21 protein-coding genes, 4 pseudogenes and 1 riboswitch are annotated in these 21,150 nt (G+C 40.8%); of the genes and pseudogenes, 1 reads left to right on the top strand and 24 read right to left on the bottom strand.

What is annotated here, in order from left to right:
- Positions 1-205 precede the first annotated feature (205 nt).
- From N4T56_RS06175 to hinT, 17 genes and pseudogenes are all read right to left on the bottom strand, one after another.
- Positions 206-913 (bottom strand): hypothetical protein, encoded by a 708-nt coding sequence (locus N4T56_RS06175; protein WP_261732594.1) that lies wholly within the window; start codon positions 911-913, stop codon positions 206-208.
- Between the two features lie 344 nt (positions 914-1,257).
- Positions 1,258-1,458: pseudogene (locus N4T56_RS22925) on the bottom strand (IS91 family transposase); the annotation flags it as partial.
- A gap of 146 nt (positions 1,459-1,604) precedes the next feature.
- The gene (locus N4T56_RS06170; RefSeq protein ID WP_261732593.1) at positions 1,605-2,075 is read right to left on the bottom strand and encodes a hypothetical protein; all 471 of its coding nucleotides are present in this window, start codon (positions 2,073-2,075) and stop codon (positions 1,605-1,607) included.
- Complete coding sequence (locus N4T56_RS06165) at positions 2,072-2,308, bottom strand: ECs_2282 family putative zinc-binding protein (RefSeq protein ID WP_182683224.1); 237 nt, start codon at positions 2,306-2,308, stop codon at positions 2,072-2,074. Before N4T56_RS06165 ends, N4T56_RS06170 begins: the two co-directional genes overlap by 4 nt.
- 95 nt (positions 2,309-2,403) lie before the next feature.
- The gene (locus N4T56_RS06160) at positions 2,404-2,745 is read right to left on the bottom strand and encodes a hypothetical protein (RefSeq protein ID WP_261732592.1); all 342 of its coding nucleotides are present in this window, start codon (positions 2,743-2,745) and stop codon (positions 2,404-2,406) included.
- A gap of 70 nt (positions 2,746-2,815) precedes the next feature.
- On the bottom strand, positions 2,816-3,121 hold the full coding sequence (locus tag N4T56_RS06155; RefSeq protein ID WP_261732591.1) for a hypothetical protein: 306 nt from the start codon (positions 3,119-3,121) through the stop codon (positions 2,816-2,818).
- Positions 3,122-3,617: 496 nt separating this feature from the next.
- Positions 3,618-4,166 carry an NAD(P)H nitroreductase gene (locus N4T56_RS06150; protein WP_261732590.1) on the bottom strand — a complete coding sequence of 183 codons (549 nt, stop codon included), beginning with the start codon at positions 4,164-4,166 and terminating at the stop codon, positions 3,618-3,620.
- A gap of 99 nt (positions 4,167-4,265) precedes the next feature.
- Positions 4,266-4,859: an HvfX family Cu-binding RiPP maturation protein gene (locus N4T56_RS06145; protein WP_261732589.1), complete on the bottom strand. Its 594-nt coding sequence runs from the start codon at positions 4,857-4,859 to the stop codon at positions 4,266-4,268.
- A 68-nt stretch (positions 4,860-4,927) separates the two neighbouring features.
- Positions 4,928-5,683, bottom strand: a complete 756-nt coding sequence (locus N4T56_RS06140) for a DUF6279 family lipoprotein (protein ID WP_315903083.1) — start codon at positions 5,681-5,683, stop codon at positions 4,928-4,930.
- 137 nt (positions 5,684-5,820) lie between these two features.
- Positions 5,821-6,849, bottom strand: a complete 1,029-nt coding sequence (locus N4T56_RS06135; RefSeq protein ID WP_261732588.1) for an aminoglycoside phosphotransferase family protein — start codon at positions 6,847-6,849, stop codon at positions 5,821-5,823.
- Between the two features lie 36 nt (positions 6,850-6,885).
- The gene (gene pnuC / locus N4T56_RS06130; RefSeq protein WP_261732587.1) at positions 6,886-7,563 is read right to left on the bottom strand and encodes a nicotinamide riboside transporter PnuC; all 678 of its coding nucleotides are present in this window, start codon (positions 7,561-7,563) and stop codon (positions 6,886-6,888) included.
- A 5-nt stretch (positions 7,564-7,568) separates the two neighbouring features.
- Positions 7,569-7,829 (bottom strand): hypothetical protein, encoded by a 261-nt coding sequence (locus N4T56_RS06125; RefSeq protein WP_261732586.1) that lies wholly within the window; start codon positions 7,827-7,829, stop codon positions 7,569-7,571.
- A gap of 49 nt (positions 7,830-7,878) precedes the next feature.
- A pseudogene (locus N4T56_RS06120) lies at positions 7,879-10,081 on the bottom strand (TonB-dependent receptor).
- A 56-nt stretch (positions 10,082-10,137) separates the two neighbouring features.
- A riboswitch (TPP riboswitch) is annotated at positions 10,138-10,243 on the bottom strand.
- 147 nt (positions 10,244-10,390) lie between these two features.
- Positions 10,391-10,783 carry a YcfL family protein gene (locus N4T56_RS06115; protein ID WP_390904018.1) on the bottom strand — a complete coding sequence of 131 codons (393 nt, stop codon included), beginning with the start codon at positions 10,781-10,783 and terminating at the stop codon, positions 10,391-10,393.
- Positions 10,784-10,820: 37 nt separating this feature from the next.
- A pseudogene (locus N4T56_RS06110) lies at positions 10,821-11,289 on the bottom strand (PaaI family thioesterase).
- The gene (locus tag N4T56_RS06105; RefSeq protein WP_261734756.1) at positions 11,282-11,794 is read right to left on the bottom strand and encodes a PaaI family thioesterase; all 513 of its coding nucleotides are present in this window, start codon (positions 11,792-11,794) and stop codon (positions 11,282-11,284) included. Before N4T56_RS06105 ends, N4T56_RS06110 begins: the two are co-directional and overlap by 8 nt.
- Positions 11,791-12,148, bottom strand: a pseudogene (gene hinT, locus N4T56_RS06100) (purine nucleoside phosphoramidase). Before hinT ends, N4T56_RS06105 begins: the two are co-directional and overlap by 4 nt.
- Positions 12,149-12,350: 202 nt before the next feature.
- Here hinT and N4T56_RS06095 point away from each other — a divergent pair.
- On the top strand, positions 12,351-14,105 hold the full coding sequence (locus N4T56_RS06095; protein ID WP_261732585.1) for a M61 family metallopeptidase: 1,755 nt from the start codon (positions 12,351-12,353) through the stop codon (positions 14,103-14,105).
- Between the two features lie 109 nt (positions 14,106-14,214).
- Here N4T56_RS06095 and N4T56_RS06090 read toward each other — a convergent pair whose 3' ends face one another.
- From N4T56_RS06090 to N4T56_RS06060, 7 genes are all read right to left on the bottom strand, one after another.
- Positions 14,215-15,066 (bottom strand): CsgG/HfaB family protein, encoded by an 852-nt coding sequence (locus tag N4T56_RS06090; RefSeq protein ID WP_261732584.1) that lies wholly within the window; start codon positions 15,064-15,066, stop codon positions 14,215-14,217.
- Between the two features lie 2 nt (positions 15,067-15,068).
- Complete coding sequence (locus tag N4T56_RS06085) at positions 15,069-15,470, bottom strand: curli assembly protein CsgF (RefSeq protein ID WP_188920411.1); 402 nt, start codon at positions 15,468-15,470, stop codon at positions 15,069-15,071.
- A 12-nt stretch (positions 15,471-15,482) separates the two neighbouring features.
- Positions 15,483-16,064, bottom strand: coding sequence for a curli production assembly/transport protein CsgE (locus tag N4T56_RS06080; RefSeq protein ID WP_261732583.1), 582 nt, complete (start codon positions 16,062-16,064; stop codon positions 15,483-15,485).
- Entirely contained in the window at positions 16,061-16,693 is a 633-nt protein-coding gene (locus N4T56_RS06075) for a LuxR C-terminal-related transcriptional regulator (protein ID WP_261732582.1), read from the bottom strand. Before N4T56_RS06075 ends, N4T56_RS06080 begins: the two co-directional genes overlap by 4 nt.
- Positions 16,694-16,824: 131 nt before the next feature.
- Positions 16,825-18,498 carry a curlin gene (locus N4T56_RS06070; protein WP_261732581.1) on the bottom strand — a complete coding sequence of 558 codons (1,674 nt, stop codon included), beginning with the start codon at positions 18,496-18,498 and terminating at the stop codon, positions 16,825-16,827.
- A gap of 20 nt (positions 18,499-18,518) precedes the next feature.
- Complete coding sequence (locus N4T56_RS06065; protein WP_261732580.1) at positions 18,519-19,055, bottom strand: curlin; 537 nt, start codon at positions 19,053-19,055, stop codon at positions 18,519-18,521.
- A 290-nt stretch (positions 19,056-19,345) separates the two neighbouring features.
- The gene (locus N4T56_RS06060; RefSeq protein ID WP_261732579.1) at positions 19,346-21,133 is read right to left on the bottom strand and encodes a bifunctional protein-serine/threonine kinase/phosphatase; all 1,788 of its coding nucleotides are present in this window, start codon (positions 21,131-21,133) and stop codon (positions 19,346-19,348) included.
- Positions 21,134-21,150 lie beyond the last annotated feature (17 nt).

Genomic DNA, 21,150 nt, shown 5'->3' with positions numbered 1-21,150 from the left:
CCACCTAAATCCATTTAGTCGTAGTGCCCCTGATATTTCAACGGATTGAAAAGCGTCAGGCAGCATTCTTTTATTGCTAAGAGCACGATGATTTGACAGCTAAATGACAGACGAAGTAAATGAATTTGTTGATTGACCATCTTGGATACTAAAGGTATTTGACTGCAAAAGCAGTCAAATACTTTCCCGTAGCAAAAGGGCGCGCCTATTGACTGGCGGAAGGCTCATATGTGTTAGCAATACATTGCACACGCTTCATATAACCACTTTTAGTTAAAACCTGAGAGCCTGAAGGGTAACTATTAATAAGTAAATCACCATTTTCTAATAACCAAGAGGACTGTGGCATACCGACTAAGCTATACAACTTTTCAAGTTTAAAGTTTTTATTTACTAAATGAATATCACCGTAATTCCACGACATATGTGCTAAGCCGGATGTAATGACTAAACCAAAAGGCATTTCATAAATATCTTCGATATTCATTTCTTCAATGAGTGTAACTTTATTATTTTTGTCGATTAAAACCAATGAACCACCAAACTCACCATTATTACTACCAGCAAGAATATTATCTCCCACGCGATAAATAAGATGAGGCTGAATAATTTGGTGCTCAATCACAACACCACTATCATTGTTTGGTGGCTTTCTAGGAAATGATTTTTTATATTTTCCTGTTTCTCGATCAACTAATGTGAATATCCATTGGGGTTCTGATGGATCAAATTTGTCTACCTCATCAAAAAACTCTTTAATCCCAATTTCTGTTATTTCGCTTTCTACACTTCCTTTAAATTCTGTTTTGCTAGGATAGATTGAAGCATCATATTCCCCACACGAAATATCTTGAAAGATATTCGCAGATAGTGAAAAAGAATATAGGAATAGAATAAATATCAAATACTTCAACAGACTCTCCTTGTATTGCTAACGTTTTAGTATTTATGCGTTGCGCAGTTTGCAAGGCATAAATCGCTTGTTGGACTTGGCCGATGCCACATCCATATTAATCGGTATAGTTTATGCTATAGGAATTTGCTTTTTTGCGGTAGTGGTATTTTGTACAACCTTTCGGCTAATTGTCTGTTCTGATTACACCTTTTAAGGTAGGTTTTGTTGGTTTTCATCCTTTCTATTTCTCAATTATTGCCTTATTTACTGATTTTCCACTATCAGGTTATGGGGTGTCGCCTCACCTAATTTAATATTAGCTAAGCCCGCTTTATTTGCTGACACTCCCACACAGATTGGGATTAACCTGACAAACTCAATTTTACCTCACGCGCTAACATGGTGAGCAGTGGCACCAGCCCCATAAACATTAGCCGTCCATTGGCACATTGTGGACAACACCAGTGCCCTAACTGCTCAGTGATTTTAATGTCTTTAAGGGTTTTGGTTGGTATTTGTTGTCGAATTTGGCTTAGCTTTTTACGTCGACAACTATTAGCTAAAACCAGCTGGAGTGGGTGGCCATGTTATTAGTTGCCATGTTATTTAGTTCAACGCCGCATTAAGGAGTGAGTAACGCTTGGCTATACTTGAGCGAAGCCAAAATGCCAAGCGTTGGGAATCACTCTTAAATGCCTTGATACGTACATTAAATGGTGACCCAATGGATTTCATTGAAGTTCTCACCTTCTTTATTTTGCCAAGAAACCCTTACTTGATATTTCAGAGAGCTACCCATGTGTATTGCAGCAATTAGTTTAACTCGTGAGTTTGGCTTCATTTCAGGATGTGGAAACTTGTCTGTAACGTCACTACAAAGAGGGCTATCTTCGCAATCAATTAACTCGAAGTTTACGTTATATGCACTACCTTGACCTGTGTTGGAGATATAGAAATTATATGATTTACCTAGCTTGGTCAGTGTGACATTGAAGCTTGGCCTTTCCTTATTAGACTTTTCTTCGTTGAGAGAATCAATTTGTAATCGTGATAATTCCGCTGTAACTTTTTCCAGTTCAAGCTGTTCTTTGGCTATTTTTCTGGTTCTGACAAGAGAAACAGCTGATACAACGACAGCTAAAATCGAGATAAATAAGCTTAGAATTTCATACTTGCTCATTTCAAGCGGCCTTTGAATGCTTTTTTAAGCATTTTTTCAATTTCTTTCTTTGCTTCAGGTATCACGGTTTCTTTTGCTTGCTCAACACCGACTTCTTTTAAGTCTGCAAGCATAATCTGAAATCCGCAACCATCACACTTTACGAAGTCATCATCTTGAACATTATCTGGTTGCTCAAATTCAGTATGACCACATTCTGGACATTGGATTGATATATGTGTTGTTTTGATCATGATGTGTACCTCGATATTCCCTGTACGTGTAACGCCTCAAGCAGCGGCGCGCGTTAGCGCGTCCAGCCACGAAGTGGCGTTGCTGCCTTGACTAGTTAAGTGTTTGCACACAGTTTTGCATAAATTACCTGTTGTTCTGCTTCGGAGGCGCTTTCATAACGCTCGAATAGCCCAAACCAATAGAGCCTCTCGTTCATAGTCATGCCACCGATGCAAGAAATTGCCTCTGCTTTGAAACTAAACCAGAGCTTATAAAGGCGTCTATGAGTTTCTTCACTGGTTATCCAAAAGTTGCCGAAGAACCTTTCGATTGAATCAGCTAGCTCTACCGCATTCGTATTATCAGACTTCCAATTAATGAGATGCGACTCTAGACGAGCAACTATTTCGTCACTTGAATATTTCCTCGCCTCTTCAATATATTCGTCGTAATTCATTTAGACACTTAACGCTTAAAGCATGGGCGCGGCTTTTTCGCGTCCAATACCTTTACTTGTTAAAATCTGTTTACTCGCCAAATGCTTCACTAATACTACCGAAAGCGTATTCATGGAGATTCGTTTCTTCGTCAGGTCCTATCAAATTCCCTGCGAAATCGTCAAAGCAGATTCTAGGGTTAAACGATTTACCGTCTACCCTTATTTCCCCTTGATCATGAAGCATGGATAAATCAAAAGTAAATTCGCCAATTATTTCTTTTGCAGATTCATCGCTGACACCATTCTTCTTCAGCTTTTCTTTAAGAAGCAGGATCATCTGATATTGCCATTCCGTAGCTAGATTCTCATATTCTTCTTCGAGTTTGATTTCCATATTTACCTCAAATGACTTTTAACAGCGTTTTAGCGAGAATTCCGATAAACATCCTGAGAAGCTCACCAAAACCCAACATCCATACAGCTTTAATTATTAATAATTTTAGCAACTTATCAGTTTACCCTTCATGAATCAATCATCCTTTTGGCTAGGTGAAACCGAGAATGTTAATAACCGAGAACGATTGGGTCTCTTTATGTAAAGATGACTTTCGAACAAAAATAAACCAATTCAATAAACTAAGTTTGTTCTTGGGATAAAAACGAGAATTTTGGTGATTACATAACGAGACCAAGACTGGCTTTTTTACACAAAGGAATTATAACGGCATAAAGGTGGGAGACATAGCCGCAACTGGATATCTACTCGACATTTGTAGCCAGTTAAGATGCTGTTTGAAACGAGACGAAGCGCCACGACGTTATTGGCCGCAGGCCATCAACATGAAGATGACCAAGGCTCCTAACGTCGAGCGGAAATGACCTTACATAGCTTACAAATAACGCGAAAATTGCTGGCCACTTTTAAGCGGTTTAGTGGGTGCGACCACCGCTGGGGTGCCGACATATAAAAAGCCCACAATTTGATCAATTTCAGTTAATCCTAATGCGGCATTCACATTAGCATTAAAAGCAAAATCACCACTGCGCCACACAGCACCAATGCCTAAAGCGAATGCGGCTTGTTGCATGGCCATGGTGGCGCAACCTGCTGCGATGTGCTGCTCAATGGCCGGCACTTTGTCATGCTGTTGCGTTTTGGCCACAACGGTAATCACCATAGGAGCACGATATGGCATGTTACCAGCTTTAGTTATCATGGCCTCATCTGCACCCTGTGCTTTGGCGGCGGCAACAAAAATATCGGCCAGTTTTGCTAAACCCTCATCGACCGCAATGATAAATTCCCAGGGAGTTAGCGCGCCGTGATCGGGCACTCTTGCGCCAGCATCAAGTAAAAAAGCCAGTTGTTCTGCATTTGGCGCTGGGGCGACAAGACGTGGGGTCGATTGACGGGTCAATAACAATTCTTTTGCGTCCAAGATCACAATCCTTTAAAAAATGATGTGACCGATATTAACAAAAATCCCACCAGTTTGGTGGGATTAATTGAAGCGATTTAATCAACCGAGTTAATAAAATTACTTAAGTAAGCGACGGCTAAAAAAATAATCCACACTGGTGTAACGCCCACCACCTATTACGAATAATGCTAACAACATAAATAAGTAGGTAATGGCAAACTCAATCCCATTATTTAAAATGACAAAATTACCTGAACTAGTAAGCCATTCGTAATTACCGTGTTGTTGTAAAATAGATTTAGCCGCGGCTAACTTTTCTGCTGAGGCAATCACGTTCTCGTTCGCTAACCATGAACTAGCATCGGCAATCGCTAACCAGCCATTAGGTAAATGCACCGCAAATGCAGCCACCAGCATGGTGATCATCATAGGTAAAGCCACTAATCTTGTTGCAAGACCAATTAATAACAGGGCTCCACCAAAGAGCTCTGTGCCTGCGGCCAATGCCGTCATCACCTCTGGCATAGGTAAACCTAAACCCCAATCAGGGTTACCAAACCAAGCAGCAGTGTCTTCGAAATGCGACAATTTATTGTATCCTGCTTGCATTAATACGGGTGCGAGATACAGCCTTAACGCCAAAGCGGCTAAGCCTTCTGAATGCTTAACCACTTGTAGAAATTGTTGATAAAGCCCAATTAACGTCTGCATAAATATCCCATTTTGATTGTCTAGTGTCTTAAAAGACCCGCTAAATCAATAAAACATTTCAAGTAGGGCTATTTATCTAGGTGAAGCTCGGTGAGGTCGTCAACAAGCTCGGTTAATTTTTTATCAAAGTGTTGGCGTTGCTTATCAGTGAATGTTTGATTTAGTGCAATGAGCATGGAACCAAACTTATGGGTATTTTCATTGACTTTGTCGCGGTAAACGAGGGACTTAAGTTCGTCTGGAGCGGTCATTAAACGAGTCATTTGCGCAGTAAAGAACTCGGTTTCGCTGCGTCGCAACAAAGCTTGTTCAAATTGGCGTTGCCATTCATGACGATATTCTAACCACATATCAAGTGTGGCGAGTCGTTCAGTAGTGGCTTGATGAATAATGTTTTTTTGTACTTCACTAACACTGCCAGTCCACTCTTTGAGTTGTTTTTCAATTCGCTTATTTGAGTCTTTTATAAGCTCAGCCTGATCTTTACCGGCATATTCATCCACTAATTCTTGTTGCTCTTTTTTAAGCTGACTAAGTACTTGCTGCACTTGGTCATCATCAAAACTGGCAATAATGGGTAACAGTTCTGGCATGACAAAATCAAAAATCCGATACCAATGAGATTTAGCCATTGTCACTTGTTGCTGCCAAAGCTCAGGCGTTAAGGTATTTTGCTTGGCTTGTACTGATAACAACTGCAATTGATCGCGATAGCGTGGTAGCTCTTGCTCTCTATGCCACACTAAAAAATGCTCTATTACCTCGTCGAATTTATCTTGTTGAGCAGCATTTAAATCGACATATTCTTCGACTTCCCATTCGATGGCTCAGTCTAAGAAGAAGTAACTGACTTTTGTTGAACACCCCACAAAAAACAGCGAACAGAGCAGTACTAAAAGCAACTTTTTGGTCACATTGAATCCCTCAATAAAATCTAATCCAGTTAGTAGCAGAGTGAACCTTAAAAGGTAATATACCCCAAATAATCATTAAAATAGTCTATATATTGGGTTGACTGTTCAGTGTCTTGCGCCGCCATTAATAACGCCCACATTGCCGAAAACAACCAAAAACAATTGATTGCTGCGGGTAATGCCGCCTTGGCTGCTGCCACGTCAGTTAAGCTCGCCATCTGACAATATTGCACAATAACCTTGTGGGTCAATTGATTTACTTGTTCATTTGTTAACTGATGTGTTGCTATGGCACTGGCTAAATCAAATAACGGATGGCTAGCAACTGCGTATTCGTAATCAATACAATACAATTTAGCTTGGCCAATATGGCCTGGATTATTTTGCGAGCTCAACGGAGAGCTTAATAGTAAATTGTGCGGTGTTACGTCACGATGACAGAATATAGGCAATAACATGCAAGACTCTAGTTGTGATAACCACTGCCTTACGCGGGCATTTAATCGTTGCAGTTGTTGCCATGCTTGTTGCCACTGCGGTTGAGTTTGTTCTGCACTGTATTGCGCAAGTTGCAGGGCATACTCCTGCCATTGGGCGCTAACGGTGATACTTTTAGACGGTACAGGTAATTGACTCAGCGAGGCAAACAATTGTGTCAGCAAAGTAACCGCATCCACATCGGGGTGAGACATCGCTGCCAATGGCCGAGCAGATGAGTGGCCAAACATTGATGAGAATTGGCTCCAATCACCTTGTGGTTGAGCGACAAATTCGCTTAAGTAAAATTGGTGGTCGTCACTCACCCATTCTAATTTCGGCGCGATTTTTGCCGCGATAGCAGAACGCCAACATTCAACTTCTAACACCCTATTACACCAATGACTGTGGCGTTGATTAACCCGTAACACCTTGTCGCCAGTGAGGTAAGACAGTAGATAGTTTTGGTTACTTAACCCAGTATTTAATAAGCTAACAGCGCGGCATTGGGTTAATAATGAGTGATACTTTGCAGCGGGCATGGCCTGCTGCAAAGTATTAATTAACTCACTCGGTAACGTGAGTAAGGGTGATGGCATAAACTTAACCGAAATAACAATCTGATAATGCTGTGATTATACACTAATTGCTTGTTGAGAAACCTTATCTTGCTCTACCACCGTGTGTTGGTATTTTTTACGCCACATCAGGTAACCTGCTACGGCCATCGCGACATATAAAATAAACAAACCTGAAGTTAACATTAACCCTTTTTGGAAGTAAAGGTAGATGGATACTACATCGATAATCACCCAATAGAGCCAGTTCTCGAGCACCTTTTTGGCGACTAAATAGGTAGTGACCACTGCAAAACAGGTTGTTGCTGCGTCAATATAAGGAAAAGCCGCAGAAGTATAATTTGCCATTGCGTAGCCAACAATAACAGACACCAAGGATGTCACGGCAATGACGATGCTATGGGTTTTAAGTGACCAACTGGTAATCATAAGTTGAGAACTAACGCTGTATTGCTGAGATTGTTGCGTAGTCGGCACATGCAACCACAACCAATAACCATAAACGGCCATGCCCATATAATAAATATTGAGCACCGACTCCATCAGTAACGACACATTCCAAAATAGAACGGTATAAATTGCTGTGCTCAGAAAAGCGGCCGACCAACACCAAATATTAGTGCGCATTGCCAAAATAAGATAAGCCAACGCAAGCATGACCGCGATAGCCTCCCAGAAGGTCATTACCGATGCTTCGTTAAAAGCTTGCTGAAAGGCTAAAATCATCTCGTTCATTAGGGTTATTCGCTATGGCTTAGGTTAAGTTCGCCGCCAATAAATTTGCATACAAACACGGCTTTGCCCCACTTATCGTGAGCAGCTTGCATTTCAATGGCCAGCATTGACATCACATCAGCGTATTCACCACATATTTGTGTTGCCATGGCGTTGGTGACACGCTCAATATTGTTGTAACTATCAACACGACCAATAAACCATTTTATCGGGTCAAGATAGTTTTCATTAAAGGGATACATACTAATTTCAGCGGTTAATTTCATTGCTCATATCCTAAAAAGTATGCGGCACCGGGTGGTACCGCTGTTGAACTTACATAAACTTATAATCGAATGTAACGCCCACCTGACGAGGATCGCCATAACGTATGTATTGCTTGTCGGCCCAATCTAAATCGGGTTCGTTACCAAAGTAGAACCCGCGCACACCGTATTCTTTATCAAATAAGTTTCTGCCCCATAAATAAGCAGACCACGTTACGGTTTCATAGCCGATACGAGCATTATAAATGGTGTAGGCGTCTGAGGTTGATTCATTGCTGTCTGAGTAATAAAACTCACTTTTACCACTGGCATTAAGGTTAGCAAACCAACCTGAGTCGGCAACATAAGTCACGCCAGCACTGTAGGTAAATTGCGGCGAATGAGCGAGTTCGCGGCCAGATAAATCCACAACTGAGCCGTATTTGTCGCTGTATTCATACTGACCGTATTCGGTTTCTAACCAACCTACACTGCCATAAAACTCGATGTTTTCTGTAACGTACCACTTAGCATCCAGCTCTGCACCGTAATTTTGCGAACTACCGGCATTTTCAGTAAATAAAATAAATCGTTGTGGGTTATCAGGATCTTGTAAAGACGCAGACACTTGTTGATCTTCACGATCCATAAAGAATATCGCTAGCGTAGAATCAACCTGACCGTTTAACCAAGTCGACTTCATGCCGATTTCATAGTTATACAAAATCTCAGTATCAAACTCTTTTTTGTTGGCAAGCTCAGTGGGCAACGTCATATTAAAGCCACCCGCTTTATAACCTCGCGCAATACGGGCATAAGCATTATGGTTGCTATTCATCGCTTTTGATAAAGCAACATGGCCTCCCCACATGTTTTCTGACGGGTCAAAATCGTCGTTATTGCTGTCGCGGTACTCGCTGTCACGGCGCTCAAATCGCAAACCGGTAGATAACAAATAGTCATTGCCTAACTGGCTGTCTAACTGAGCAAAGACGGCATAATTTGTAGCTTCGTAGCTCGACTGCAACACTTCGTCTGGCCAAGTGTTGTACTCTGAATACAAGTCATTATCTTCATTGAGGTTCATCATATATACCCCAACTAACCAATCCGTTGAGCCTGCAAAAATCCGCCCAGCATCTTTTGACGATAAACGAAACTCTTGGGTAAGCGTTTGACGATCGCCTTCTTTATCCCAGATATAATCATATTCACACGGTTCGCTGCCAGTGACATTATAATCATCGTCATAGGCTGTACATTCTTTGCTTGCCCAGTAATCTGGATTTGCCCAGTCACCGTCATAAGCATGATGATGGTCTGTTTGTGCTATTGATGTTAGCGAGGTAAGGTCAAATCCCTTTGCGCCAGTATAAATAAATTTAAGCCCTGCGCCGGTGGTTTCTTGAGTGTCGATACCCGGTTGGTCGGTTAAAGTATTACTGCTGTTGTTATCGAGTGTCCAGGCATCGTAGCCATTATCAAAATTGGCATGTAGTAAGGTTAAATCAATTTGTAAATCGTCGCTGGCATACCAACGTAATTTAGCACGGGCGCTTAGTTCATCACGTTGATTGGTGTCGTCGCTGTTTAGGTATACATTATCACGGTAACCATTTTGATTATGTTGCTCTATAGACACGCGATATAACAACTTGCCTGTATCATTTAATGGCTCCAGAGCTAAAACCTGAAAAAGTGCGTAAGTCGTCATCGCCCAAGCTGACTTTAATGCCATGCTCAAAAGAATCAGTCGGATCATTACTTTTGAGGTAAATTAACCCAGCTAGTGCATTGGCACCGTATTGCGTCCCTTGCGATTCACGCAGCACTTCAACTTGCTGCATATCATACATGCTCGACACCATGCCAAGCCCTGATAAATCAATGTCATCGACCACAAAGCCAACTGATGAGTTTGGTGCGCCTTGGTATTGTTCTTGCTCACCGACACCGCGAATTTGGAAATACTTAGGACGTGAGCTGCCACCTGACCAGTTAAAATTGGCGATGGAATTAAGCACGTCTTCAAAATGTTGTGCGCCTTCATCTTCTAATTGCTGCACATCAATAACAGTGACACTTGATGGCATTTTATCAAGGCTGATATTACTAAAGTCAGCATTAACAACAATCACTTCCATTTTTTCATATTCTGGCGTGACCTGCTCAACATCAGCAGTTTTAGCCATGACAATAGGCGAGCTCAATGCTGTAATAACCGCTAAAGCAATTGGCGTGTGGGATAACCCGATAGATTTTTTCGTGAACATAGGACCTCAAATAGTTATTTTGAGATCCGGCAAGAGTAGCGAATAAGAGGTGCACTTATAGATAGTGTAGCCATTCCTACGCCGGTATAAGCCGGATCAGGTTCTAAGGGTTCGTCTTAAGACATCTCAGTTCAGTCGTGCTGAACACCCCTTGGCGATCACGAGTATAAACTATCTAAAATTTGATTACACGATCCTTCATACAATTTGATAACACAAAAATAGCCAGTCGATATCAACCTGTAGGTTTCGTTGCATTCAAGTCAACAAAGCCTTGCTCTGTATTGAGTTATCACATATCAACAGCGATTAATCAGAGTAGGTTTCGCGCACGTATATTTCAAAATGACTGACTTGAGTATTAGGCGCTACTGCACTCACTTGCAGTTGTTGCATGCCATGTAATTTAAGCGACTTCCAACTTGTTGCTTCATCTTCAATGGTATAGCCGTTGGCATCAAACCAGTTGAATTTGTATTGCACGCGTTGGTCATAGCTCGATTTACTTTGAATTAACGCCGAGGCTTTCACTAAGTCACCCACCATCATTGAGGTTATATCGGTGACATTGACATCACTGGCAAAAGAGCTGCTATCCACTCGCACTTGCCCATTAGAGTCAACGGCAATACCCGCGGTATTGTGAGCACAAGCGCCAAGTAACAACGTTGATGTGAATACGATAATCGATGCGAGTTTCATAATCTTTTCCTTAAATGTTACTGGCGGTTTTGGGTTATTAATCTAGCAAAAAGTGTGACACTAGCTGTCGCAATCAATTGTTTACGGTTAGTTTGCCAACAATTAATGCTGACATTGGCCACGCGGCGCCCTTGACGGGTAATTTTACATTCCGCAAACGAGTCTTGATGTAAGCCTGCACGTAAATAGTCAATTGAAAAATCAACTATTTTAGGCACCTTTTTAGCTTGCATAAACACCATTAATTGCACAATAGCCGACATTTCCATAAAACCTGCAATCACCCCGCCATGAATGGCCGGTAAAATTGGATTACCGATATTGTCATCTTTTGCGGGTAATCTAAATACCATTTCATCGCCGAAACGAGCTACTGACATACCTATAAATTGTGAGTACGGCACTTTTTCGAGTAAATAACTGTAATCATTTAACTCAATGGCACGCTTTACCACATCTTGAACATCCAACTCATTTGATACCTCTGGGGTTGTTTGCTCAGTCATGCTGACTCTCCGGCAAATTACCCATTAATGCTTGACGAAACTCTTCACCAACCATTTCTGGGCTAATACGCATAAACGAACCTACCGCATGGGCAATAGGCTCATCAATACTTTCTTGATAAGCAATCGCACGGGTAAAGGCAACACTTGACGATAAACGGTAACACTCTGCAAAGGCATAGACCGGTTTGAGCGGTTCGGCGGGCTTCATGTAATCAACCCGTAAATCTAACGTTGGCGATAACTCAAGCGATTGATATTTTTTTAAAATAGCGCACACCACTGCGGTGCCACAGGCGGTGTCAATTAATGTGGTAATTACCCCACCATGGATCACACTCGTGTCAGGGTAACCAATAATATCTTGGCTGTATGGCAACTCAATTAATACGTGATGCTCACTGGCTTCTTTAACACTTAACCCTAAACGGCGACACTGAGCAAGCTGGTTGACAAAGCGTGTAGCCACTTCAGTTAATGGGAAATAATCACTGTTAATTATCATTCGTCGCGGCTCAGCATTGGTACCTAATGGCTTACCGCCTAAAAGATGCATATGAATATGGTATACCTCTTGGCCACCATGTTTATTACAATTCATAATTAATCGATAACCATCGTCTGCAATACCTGCTTCATCGGCTAATTTTGCTGCAACGGTCATCATACGCCCTAGCGCTTTTTCATCTGATGCTTTGACATCATTTGCAGTCGCAATTAAATGATTAGGAATAATAAGTATGTGCGTTGGCGCTTGAGGAGCAATATCACGAAATGCAGTGACAAGTTCATCTTGATATAAAATATCGGCTGGAATTTCACGACGAATAATTTTACTGAATATGGTTTCTTCGGCCATTTTACGATCCTCAATGAATGACAGCATTTTGCTACTGATAATAGTAACAAGTCTTTGATCTCTGACTCCAGAAAAAACGCATTTAATCATCAATCTTTTACAGAAAATGCGATTCGTTTGCTTAACTGAGTCAATTTTGGCAGCATTGTCGATTATAGCTCAATCCTTTTGATTGCAACGCTTCTACTATTTGGAATTCTTTATGCATTATCATATCCATGCGATCGATCCTAAAGCGCACTTATTTGAAGTCACTCTCACCGTCAGCCAAGCTTCACCATCACAAGTATTTTGTTTACCCGCTTGGTTACCTGGCAGTTATATGATCCGTGATTTTGCCAAAAACATTATTGAAATTGATGCCACAGAAAATCAACAAGCACTAACTGTCACCCAACTCGATAAGCAAACCTGGCAGGTAAATAACCAGGGTAGCGACATCGTATTGTGCTATCAAATTTACGCCTGGGATTTATCAGTACGTACCGCCCACCTTGATACAAACCACGGTTTCTTTAACGGCAGTAGTGTCTTTTTAGCCGCCAAAGGGCTTGAGTCACACTCGCATCAGGTCACCATTGCCAAACCCGCTTTAGCCGAGTTAAGCCACTGGACTCTGGCCACCAGCATGCACAGAACCGCAGGTGAGCCATTTGGCTTTGGCGACTTTAATGCTCCAAACTACGACGACTTAATCGATCATCCCGTTGAAATGGGCGAGCTCAGCATTGAAACATTTTACGCCGCAGGCGTGCCACACGACATCGTACTCAGTGGTAAGCACCGCGCCAATATGGCTCGCTTGGCTAAGGATTTAACCGCCATTTGCGAATATCAAATTAACTTATTTGGCACGCCAGCACCGTTTGAGCGTTATGTGTTTATGACCACGGTTTTAGATAACGGCTTTGGTGGATTAGAACATAAAGCCTCAACCGCGTTAATGTGCTCACGTAACGACCTCCCCTTGTCACTCGATGGGCCTGTCGATAAAGGCTATCGCACCTATTTGTCGCTGTGCAGCCACGAATACTTCCATTCATGGAACGTCAAACGTATTAAACCCGCTGAGTTTACCCCGTTTGATTTATCGCAAGAGTCGTACACTGAGCAGTTATGGGCTTATGAAGGGATTACCTCATACTACGATGATTTAATTACCTTTAAATCAAAATGTATCGATGAAAAAGGTTATTTAACCCTGCTGAGTCAAATTATGACTCGAGTGTATCGCGGTGAAGGCCGATTTAAACAAACCCTAAAACAATCGAGCTTTAATGCTTGGACTAAGTTTTACAAGCAAGATGAAAATGCGGCTAATGCCATTGTCAGTTATTACACCAAAGGTGCCTTATTTGCGTTGTATCTAGACTTAACCATCCGCATAGAAACCCAAGGCAAGCACAGCCTTGATGATGTAATGCGCACGTTATGGCAACAGTATGGCCTAACGCAAATTGGCACCAATAACATGAGCCACCAACAGATTGTTGAAAAACTGCTAAAACGCCCCTGCGATGATATTTTTGCTTATTTAGACAACACCCAAGACTTACCATTAAGCAGCTTACTTGAACAGGTCGGCATTAACATGACTGTGCGCCCAAGCGAAGGAGCCAATGATTTAGGGGGAGAGGCTAAAGGTTATAGAATTGCTTTTGGTGCAAAAACAAAACCTGAATCGCTTGGGTTAAAAGTGTTAACGGTTAGCCAAAACAGCCCTGCGCATCAAGCGGGATTAAGTGCTGGTGATTTGCTGATTGCCGCTGATAAGTTACAAGTTACCGCTCAATTTGAACAACAGTTACAAAGCTACAGCGTAGGCAAAAAACTAAATCTACATTGGTTTAGACGCGATGAATTGATGCAAGGCCAATTGCCAGTGCGAGAAGCTGTTGCTGACACGATTTCATTAACCATTAGCGATGCCAGTAAAACCGCACTTTGGTTTAACTAACAGCGGCTTAACATATAGTGTCTTATTAATTGTGGTTAATCACGACCAGCTGACACAAAAATGGGTATCAACTGATACCCATTTTTATTTTGTTTAGTTAGAGCAGCAATTAACTTTGAGAAATACGCTCTTTTACTTGATTGACGGTATGAGCTTCAAGCCAATATTTTTGTAATACCGGACTATTGACTCCTGATACAGGGTCTCGTAAATTCCATGCGCGTTTCCAAATTCCATCAGCAATCATGTGGACAACTGCACTTTCAATCGCAGCAGCAATACATAAGCTTACCGGTTCATTAGAAGTATATCCTGCTTCAGCTTCTAATAACTCTTGTGCATCGATAAATTTAAATACACCGGCAGTCATCTCTTTTGAGATAACGGATTTTGTTGTTGTAACGCTACTGAGTAACCGACCAGTTCGGATATCAACTGCTCGTAAATTAACAGTTATGCTGTCTACGCGATACTGCCCAGATGCACCAATTCCAAGATATCTAGCACCAGCACCACCGGTTTTAATATTGGTATCATACGCAACTATGCCACCTTCCATTAAAATCTGCGCGCTGCTTAATTGAGGTAACTTGCTTGACTCACCATTTAAACCCGCACGAACAATTTTTCGTTCCGTCAGTAGATTTTGCAAGCCTTCACGCTCAACAGGTACAAACCAAGCTGAATCATTCAATGCCTGGGCTAAAAATGCAGTACCAGATTGCGGAACTGCTGTCGAAAAGTTGCTTGAAGGAATAGGCTTATACTGACCAGTTTGATCGCGAAAATCGTAAACAGCAGCAACCATACTTCCTTGCGGTGAAGGTAAGCTAACGAGATCGTAATAAGTCTCACTTTTTGGCATTAAGCTGGTAGATGCTTCTATGCCATCAAATTCGCTTTTCACTGAGGTACATGCTGTTAATAATACCAATATAAAACTAAGTAGTAGTTTATTCATAATTAGCCCCCAGTTGAAGAACCGACAATGCCACCCACTTCAATAATGGTCGTCTCACCGGTTAATAAATCGGTAATATGGACTAATAATGAGCCGTCTTCATTAACAACATTAATTTCAAAATCATCGGTTTTTAAGTATCCTTCAGCACCATTAGCTGCATCATTAAACAATTGGCTCATTAATCTAGACTCTAATGAACTAGCAAGCCGATCAAGTGCTGTAGGAGCGACATAAGAAGACCCTCCCTGGTATTTATTTTGAGCCGCTGCATTGGAAAGTAAATAACTTCCATTAAGGTAACTGCCTCCAAAAGAAGGGTTAACAGGGGTATATACCAATTCAGTAGCAAAAATCGGTAAACTTATAAATGAGATAGACATTACAGCTATTATTTTTTTCATATGCTTATCCTGCTAAAACTCATCGGAGGCAAGATCTGGATCTGAAAATGCACTCCACTTTGACTGTTGTTGATATTGCAGCAATAAATCATTAACTCTTCTAGCTGCCACATCGGCCTGTGCATCCAAACTTCGTGATGCTGGAGAAACAAAAGTAATAAATATTGGCTTTCTATTATGTAAAACTAAAATTTTACTACCACTTCTTGCAGTCGCTTGCTCAACTACAGTCAAACCATTGTGATTATTCATACCGTTAATATCACGATATGCACTTACAAACTCCCGATAAAAACGATGACCAAACCTTGTCATTGCCCTGTTTAATATTAAACCATCAATTAAATCATCTTCCCGCTTTGGCTTAGCATCACTGACATCGACCTTTTGTTGTTTGGAATTTTGTAATGCGCTTTCTTGAGCTTTAGATTTACTTGACTCAAGTTTTACGTTATCTGTTGATATAGGAATGTCTGCTTTATTAAACTTTTCAATATTCACATCTGTGTTTTGTTGTTCTACTGCAATAACTTCAGCAACGAACGTCACCGAACTTAACAATAAATAAGCTAATAACGCTGTTGAGAGTTTCACACTCTAACCTCATGCATATGTGTTTGCGCCCATGCAATAGCCTGCCCGCGACTAGATACACCGATCTTACGAAATGCTCGGTAGAGATGAGTTTTAATAGTTGATTCACTAACAAATAACTGGTTAGCAATATCAAGGTTAGTACTTCCAGCTAATAATGCGTGTAACACTTCTCGCTCACGAATGGTCAGTTGATCACTGTCATCGTCATTGTCTACATTCATCAACGACTGATACAATATTTGAGGAATCGCACTTCTGCCTTTTAAAATCTCATTTAACCCAATCCCAATGTCCTTTAAGCTGGCATCAACGTAAAAAACACCTGCTGTGGTGGAAGGATGAATAAGAAACTTTGCATCAACTTGTTTTGGAAAATTTACAAATACGGTTCTTACTCCGCAATGTTCGCGCTCAACGATACGTTGTAACTGATAAGCTTGTTGAACATCAACAGTGGCTAAATCAAAAATGACCATGGAATTGGGTGATGTTGAAAGTAGCTTGGCCATTTCGCAAGGGTGTGCATTGGTGAGTTTAACTAAAAACTCCTGTGGCCAGCGACACTCAAGTAAATCCGTCAGCATTTGAGAACGGGATACAATCATCCAATTTACGACTTTAAACATAATTACACTCCATGTGATTTGTTTTAACCAAGTTGAAATAAACTGCAAGTGATGTATTCAGCTTAGCAAGACGACTTTTGCATGACAATTAGCCAAAAGGGTGCTTAGGCACCCTTTGGTATACTTTTGTACTATGGTAAAAGGACAGTTCCTTGTACAATTGTGGCTGTATTACCTGAGCCTATCGAGGTAACGTTAGCAGTATTACTCATATCTGTTTGGGTAATTGAGACCATATTACCACCAGCACCATTCACAAAAACATCTGCATTATGTAATGTGCCAGTTTGAGAAATCATAATATCATTATCCGTACCAAGCCAAGATTCTGCAACCGCGGTATTGATATCGCCATTTTGATCAATATCAACCACGGATGAAGTATCTGAAGAGTCAGCGTAAGCTTTATTATCATTACCAATCTGATCGATAGTAAGTATGTTATCTGAACCAAATGTACCCGCGCCAACATTAGCACCATAATAATTAGCCGCCCCGGATAAATTACCTACAGAGTTATTGTCACCTTGCTGGACGACTGTAATAGAACTATTATCTCCAACCTCTGTTGATGCGCCCGCATAGTTATTATAACCAGTCTGTGAAATGGATATTATGTTGCCATAACTACCTGAATCTTGTTCAACAATAGCATTATTCAAGTTACCAACTTGAACTATCGTCGCGCTATCCCCATCACCAGCTTGATCAACAATTGCACTATTGGCTGAGCCAGATGCTGAGCCGCTCTGATTAACATCAGCGGTATTGTTAATACCGACTTGATCTACATCGGCAAAGTTTTCAAAATCAGATTGGGTAACCGTTGCAATTAACCCAGAACCAACTTGATCAACTGTTACAACATTGGAAAAACCACCTTGGTATACATAAGACTCGTTATTAGTATTGCCATTTTGCATAATTGTCGCCGAGCCATCTTGTCCGGTTTGTTCCACTACGGCTTTATCACTATTACCTAATTGATCAACATCGGCAGTATTATTAACATCTTTTTGTTGTATTTTCGCGTAGTTATCGTTACCTAATTGAAATAAGTCCGCAGTATTAGAATCAGCTATCTGCCTAATATAACCGGTATTACTTATACCTTCTTGATTCATTGTCGCTATTGTAGTGCTTGCCGTAGCTGAATAGCCAAGGTTTTGAGTATTTTGCTCAATATCAGCATCATTTAATTCCCCAAACTGGTTAATTGCTGCAGTTGCACCATCTGAGTGGTTCTGATTGATAAAAGCATTGTTATCTCCAGAGCCACCATTCTGATTTATTTCAGCATTTGCAAAGTCAGACAAATAATTCCGAACTCTAGCAAAATCACTATTACCATTTTGATTAATTACAGACATAGCACCATCGGCATTATCTTGAAGCATTTGCGCTTCATTATTATTACCAAATTGATTAACTGCTGCATTTGCACTGGCTCGATTATTTAACCTTTGCTCAATATTTGCCATATTTTCTGAACCTACGGTGTTGATTGTAGCTAAAGAAGTTTCAGTTGCGTCATGTTGACTAATACCAGCAATGTTGTGAGTCCCATCTTGGTCAATATATGCACTTGTATTAGATGTGTTCGACTGTTCAATGGTTGCTTCATTTAAATTTTGATTCTGGTTTACCATTGCATTGTTGTTAGAACTATTAACTTGTTGAGTGATAGTTGTTTTGTTTTCTTCACCGGTTTGGTTTACCGTTGCTAAATTTTCATCACTTGCATAAACATTTGCTGTTGCAAATATTGTTGAAGCGACTAATAACGCTAATTTAGAATATTTCATCTTCGTATTTCCCTTTACTCTTAGTTAGATAAGTTTCCCTGGGTCACAACAACATGTTGTGATACACCCCATTGGGTCACGCCTACAGCATTTCCGGAACCGTACTGCTGGATCCAAATCGCATTCTCATTACCGGTCTGATTTACAACAGCCAAGTTATCAAATCCAATTTGATCGACATCAACCATCAAACTTGAACCTAATTGATTCATTAGCAGAACATTATTAAAACCAGCTTGAAGAATATTGGCTTCAATATCACTCCCCGATTGATTAGCAATTACAGAATTATTTGTGCCTTGCTGTATCGCGGAAATTTGATTATTAAAACCTGATTGAGTCGAGATATAATGATTATTGACACCTTGTTGCGTTAAGCTGAGCAAGAGTGCATCACCAGATTGATTAATGTTTGCAGTATTGCCAACAACCATTAATTCATCAATTTCACTTATATCTTGGCTCAAACTTGGAAAGGATAAAGCGCACACTGTTAACGCAATTATGGCTGCCTTAACCGAAAAATGATTTTGCTTTGTGCGCTTTTTGAAGATCATGCATAAACCCCTTGTGTTTTGAAATCACTATCAACAATAGTTTTTCAAAACCTCTTTCCTTTGACATTATCAAAACTATGACACTTCAATAGCAATAAAACGTCACTCCACAGTATTAAACGATAATAGACATTCTGGCTAAAAGCGTAGCCCCCCCTACCTTTTTACTACGACCATAAAATAGCCTTACTTAACAACGTGTTAAATAAAACTAACAATATAGACCCTTAATGATTTTGGGTTTTAAAGACAAAAGGAATGATTTTAATCTTGGCTCATAGGAAATTGTATTAAACCAATAAGCTCGTCATTAATGCCAAGAGTAGGACTATCGACGTAATTTGCCAAAACCTAACTGGGTTGCGGCTAATAAGGGGGACAAAATGTTGTGGGCGTTGATGAGCGCTTGGCGTGGTTAATTGGTGGATAAGTTCACACGTGTCAGCTTGGCGAAGATTAGGTTCAATGTTTAAGGCTTTTTTTAAGACATCATCAATCCAGGTGGGCACCATGGGATTAAGTTTATGAGCATTAACATACTCTAGGCGTAAAAAAGCTTGTCTCGTATTACATTTAGCCAATTTACCGTTAAAAGGTAACTCCCCGGCTAACATTTCATAGGCAATCACCGCCAAAGAAAATAAGTCGGCTCTACCGTCAGCTTGATACCCTAATATCACTTCGGGAGCGGTGTAATCGGCGGTACCTAAAATATGATCTCGGGTTAATGGGGTACTAATTTCAGCAACACCTTTGATAAAGCATGAACCAAAATCGATAATTTTAACCACGCCATCACGGGTAATAAAAATATTATCCGGTTTTAAATCTTGATGAAGTGTTTCTCGGCGATGAAATGCCCTTACGCCTAATTCGATTTGTTTAAGCAATAATAACACCTCTTCTACCGGGGCTCTTTTATGCTGAACCAACCATTGCGCTATGCTCACCCCAGGAAGGAATTCAGTCAAATAATACAATGCCGATTTAGGTTTATGTTGTTCAACCACGTTAACCACATGGGCACTATTGATCCGTTGGCCAATCCAGCTTTCAAGCATAAAACGTTCAATGTAAGCGGCATCATCAATGTAATTTACTGAGGGGGTTTTCATGCAAAAAGACTGCTCTTGCTCATTAACAACACGATAAACCTGGCTTCGTTGCGACTGATGAATAATATGCGTGACCGTGTAACCATCAAGCTTCATCCCTACACTCAGGGGAGGCGGAAATGGCCGCTGAGACAAACTTAAGTACACATCATCGATTGCTTGCTTAGGTAAGTGACTAACACACAAAAGTTGCGCACTGAGGTTGTCTTTACTGCCTAAATCATAAGCTTTTTTTATTAATAATTGGCAAAACTGTTCGCACAGTTCATCTGATAATTTGGGGTGTTGCTGACAAAAAGCGGCTAATTTTTGTTGTAATTCAAACTCTGTCAATTGATCGTGTATACCGTCTGTGGTTAATAAATACAGATCGTCTAGCTCTACACTTAGCGCTTTGTAATCAACATCGAGTTTAACGTCCATCCCCAATGCTCGGGTAAGATATTGATGTGATGAGTTTATTTTTGTGCTGTGGTCATGGGTTAATTGGCTTAATTCTGCGCGGCGAAAACGATAAATACGTGAATCACCCACATGTAACATGTGCACAGTGCATGACTTAAATACTAATGCACTAAAGGTACACACATAACCTCGCCGTGCATCACGATAATCTTGCCCTAACCCATAAAGCCAACGGTTTAATGCAGTTAATACTTTGGCACTTGAAGTTTGAACACTCCAGCTATCAGGGGTGGAATAATAATCAGCTAAAAAATTACTCACGCTAATGGCTGAAGCTTGTGCGCCTCCCTCTGCCGTACTGACACCATCACTAATCACACTAACTATGCCTTTGGTCATGAGCGATACACCGCTAGGGATACGTATGCCTATCGCATCTTCGTTTTGCGATTTATGACCTTTTTCAGAGGCTTGCCCTACTACCAATTGCAAACTTGTTGCAAAAGGTAGTGTGTCATCTATCACAGGGCTTACATTGGTTTCTAACTTTGGAGGCATAGGGTTCCTGCTGTAAT

It is taken from the genome of Shewanella phaeophyticola, assembly GCF_025398315.1.
Lineage (GTDB): Bacteria > Pseudomonadota > Gammaproteobacteria > Enterobacterales > Shewanellaceae > Shewanella > Shewanella phaeophyticola.
This window is presented reverse-complemented; position numbering and strand designations above follow the sequence as displayed.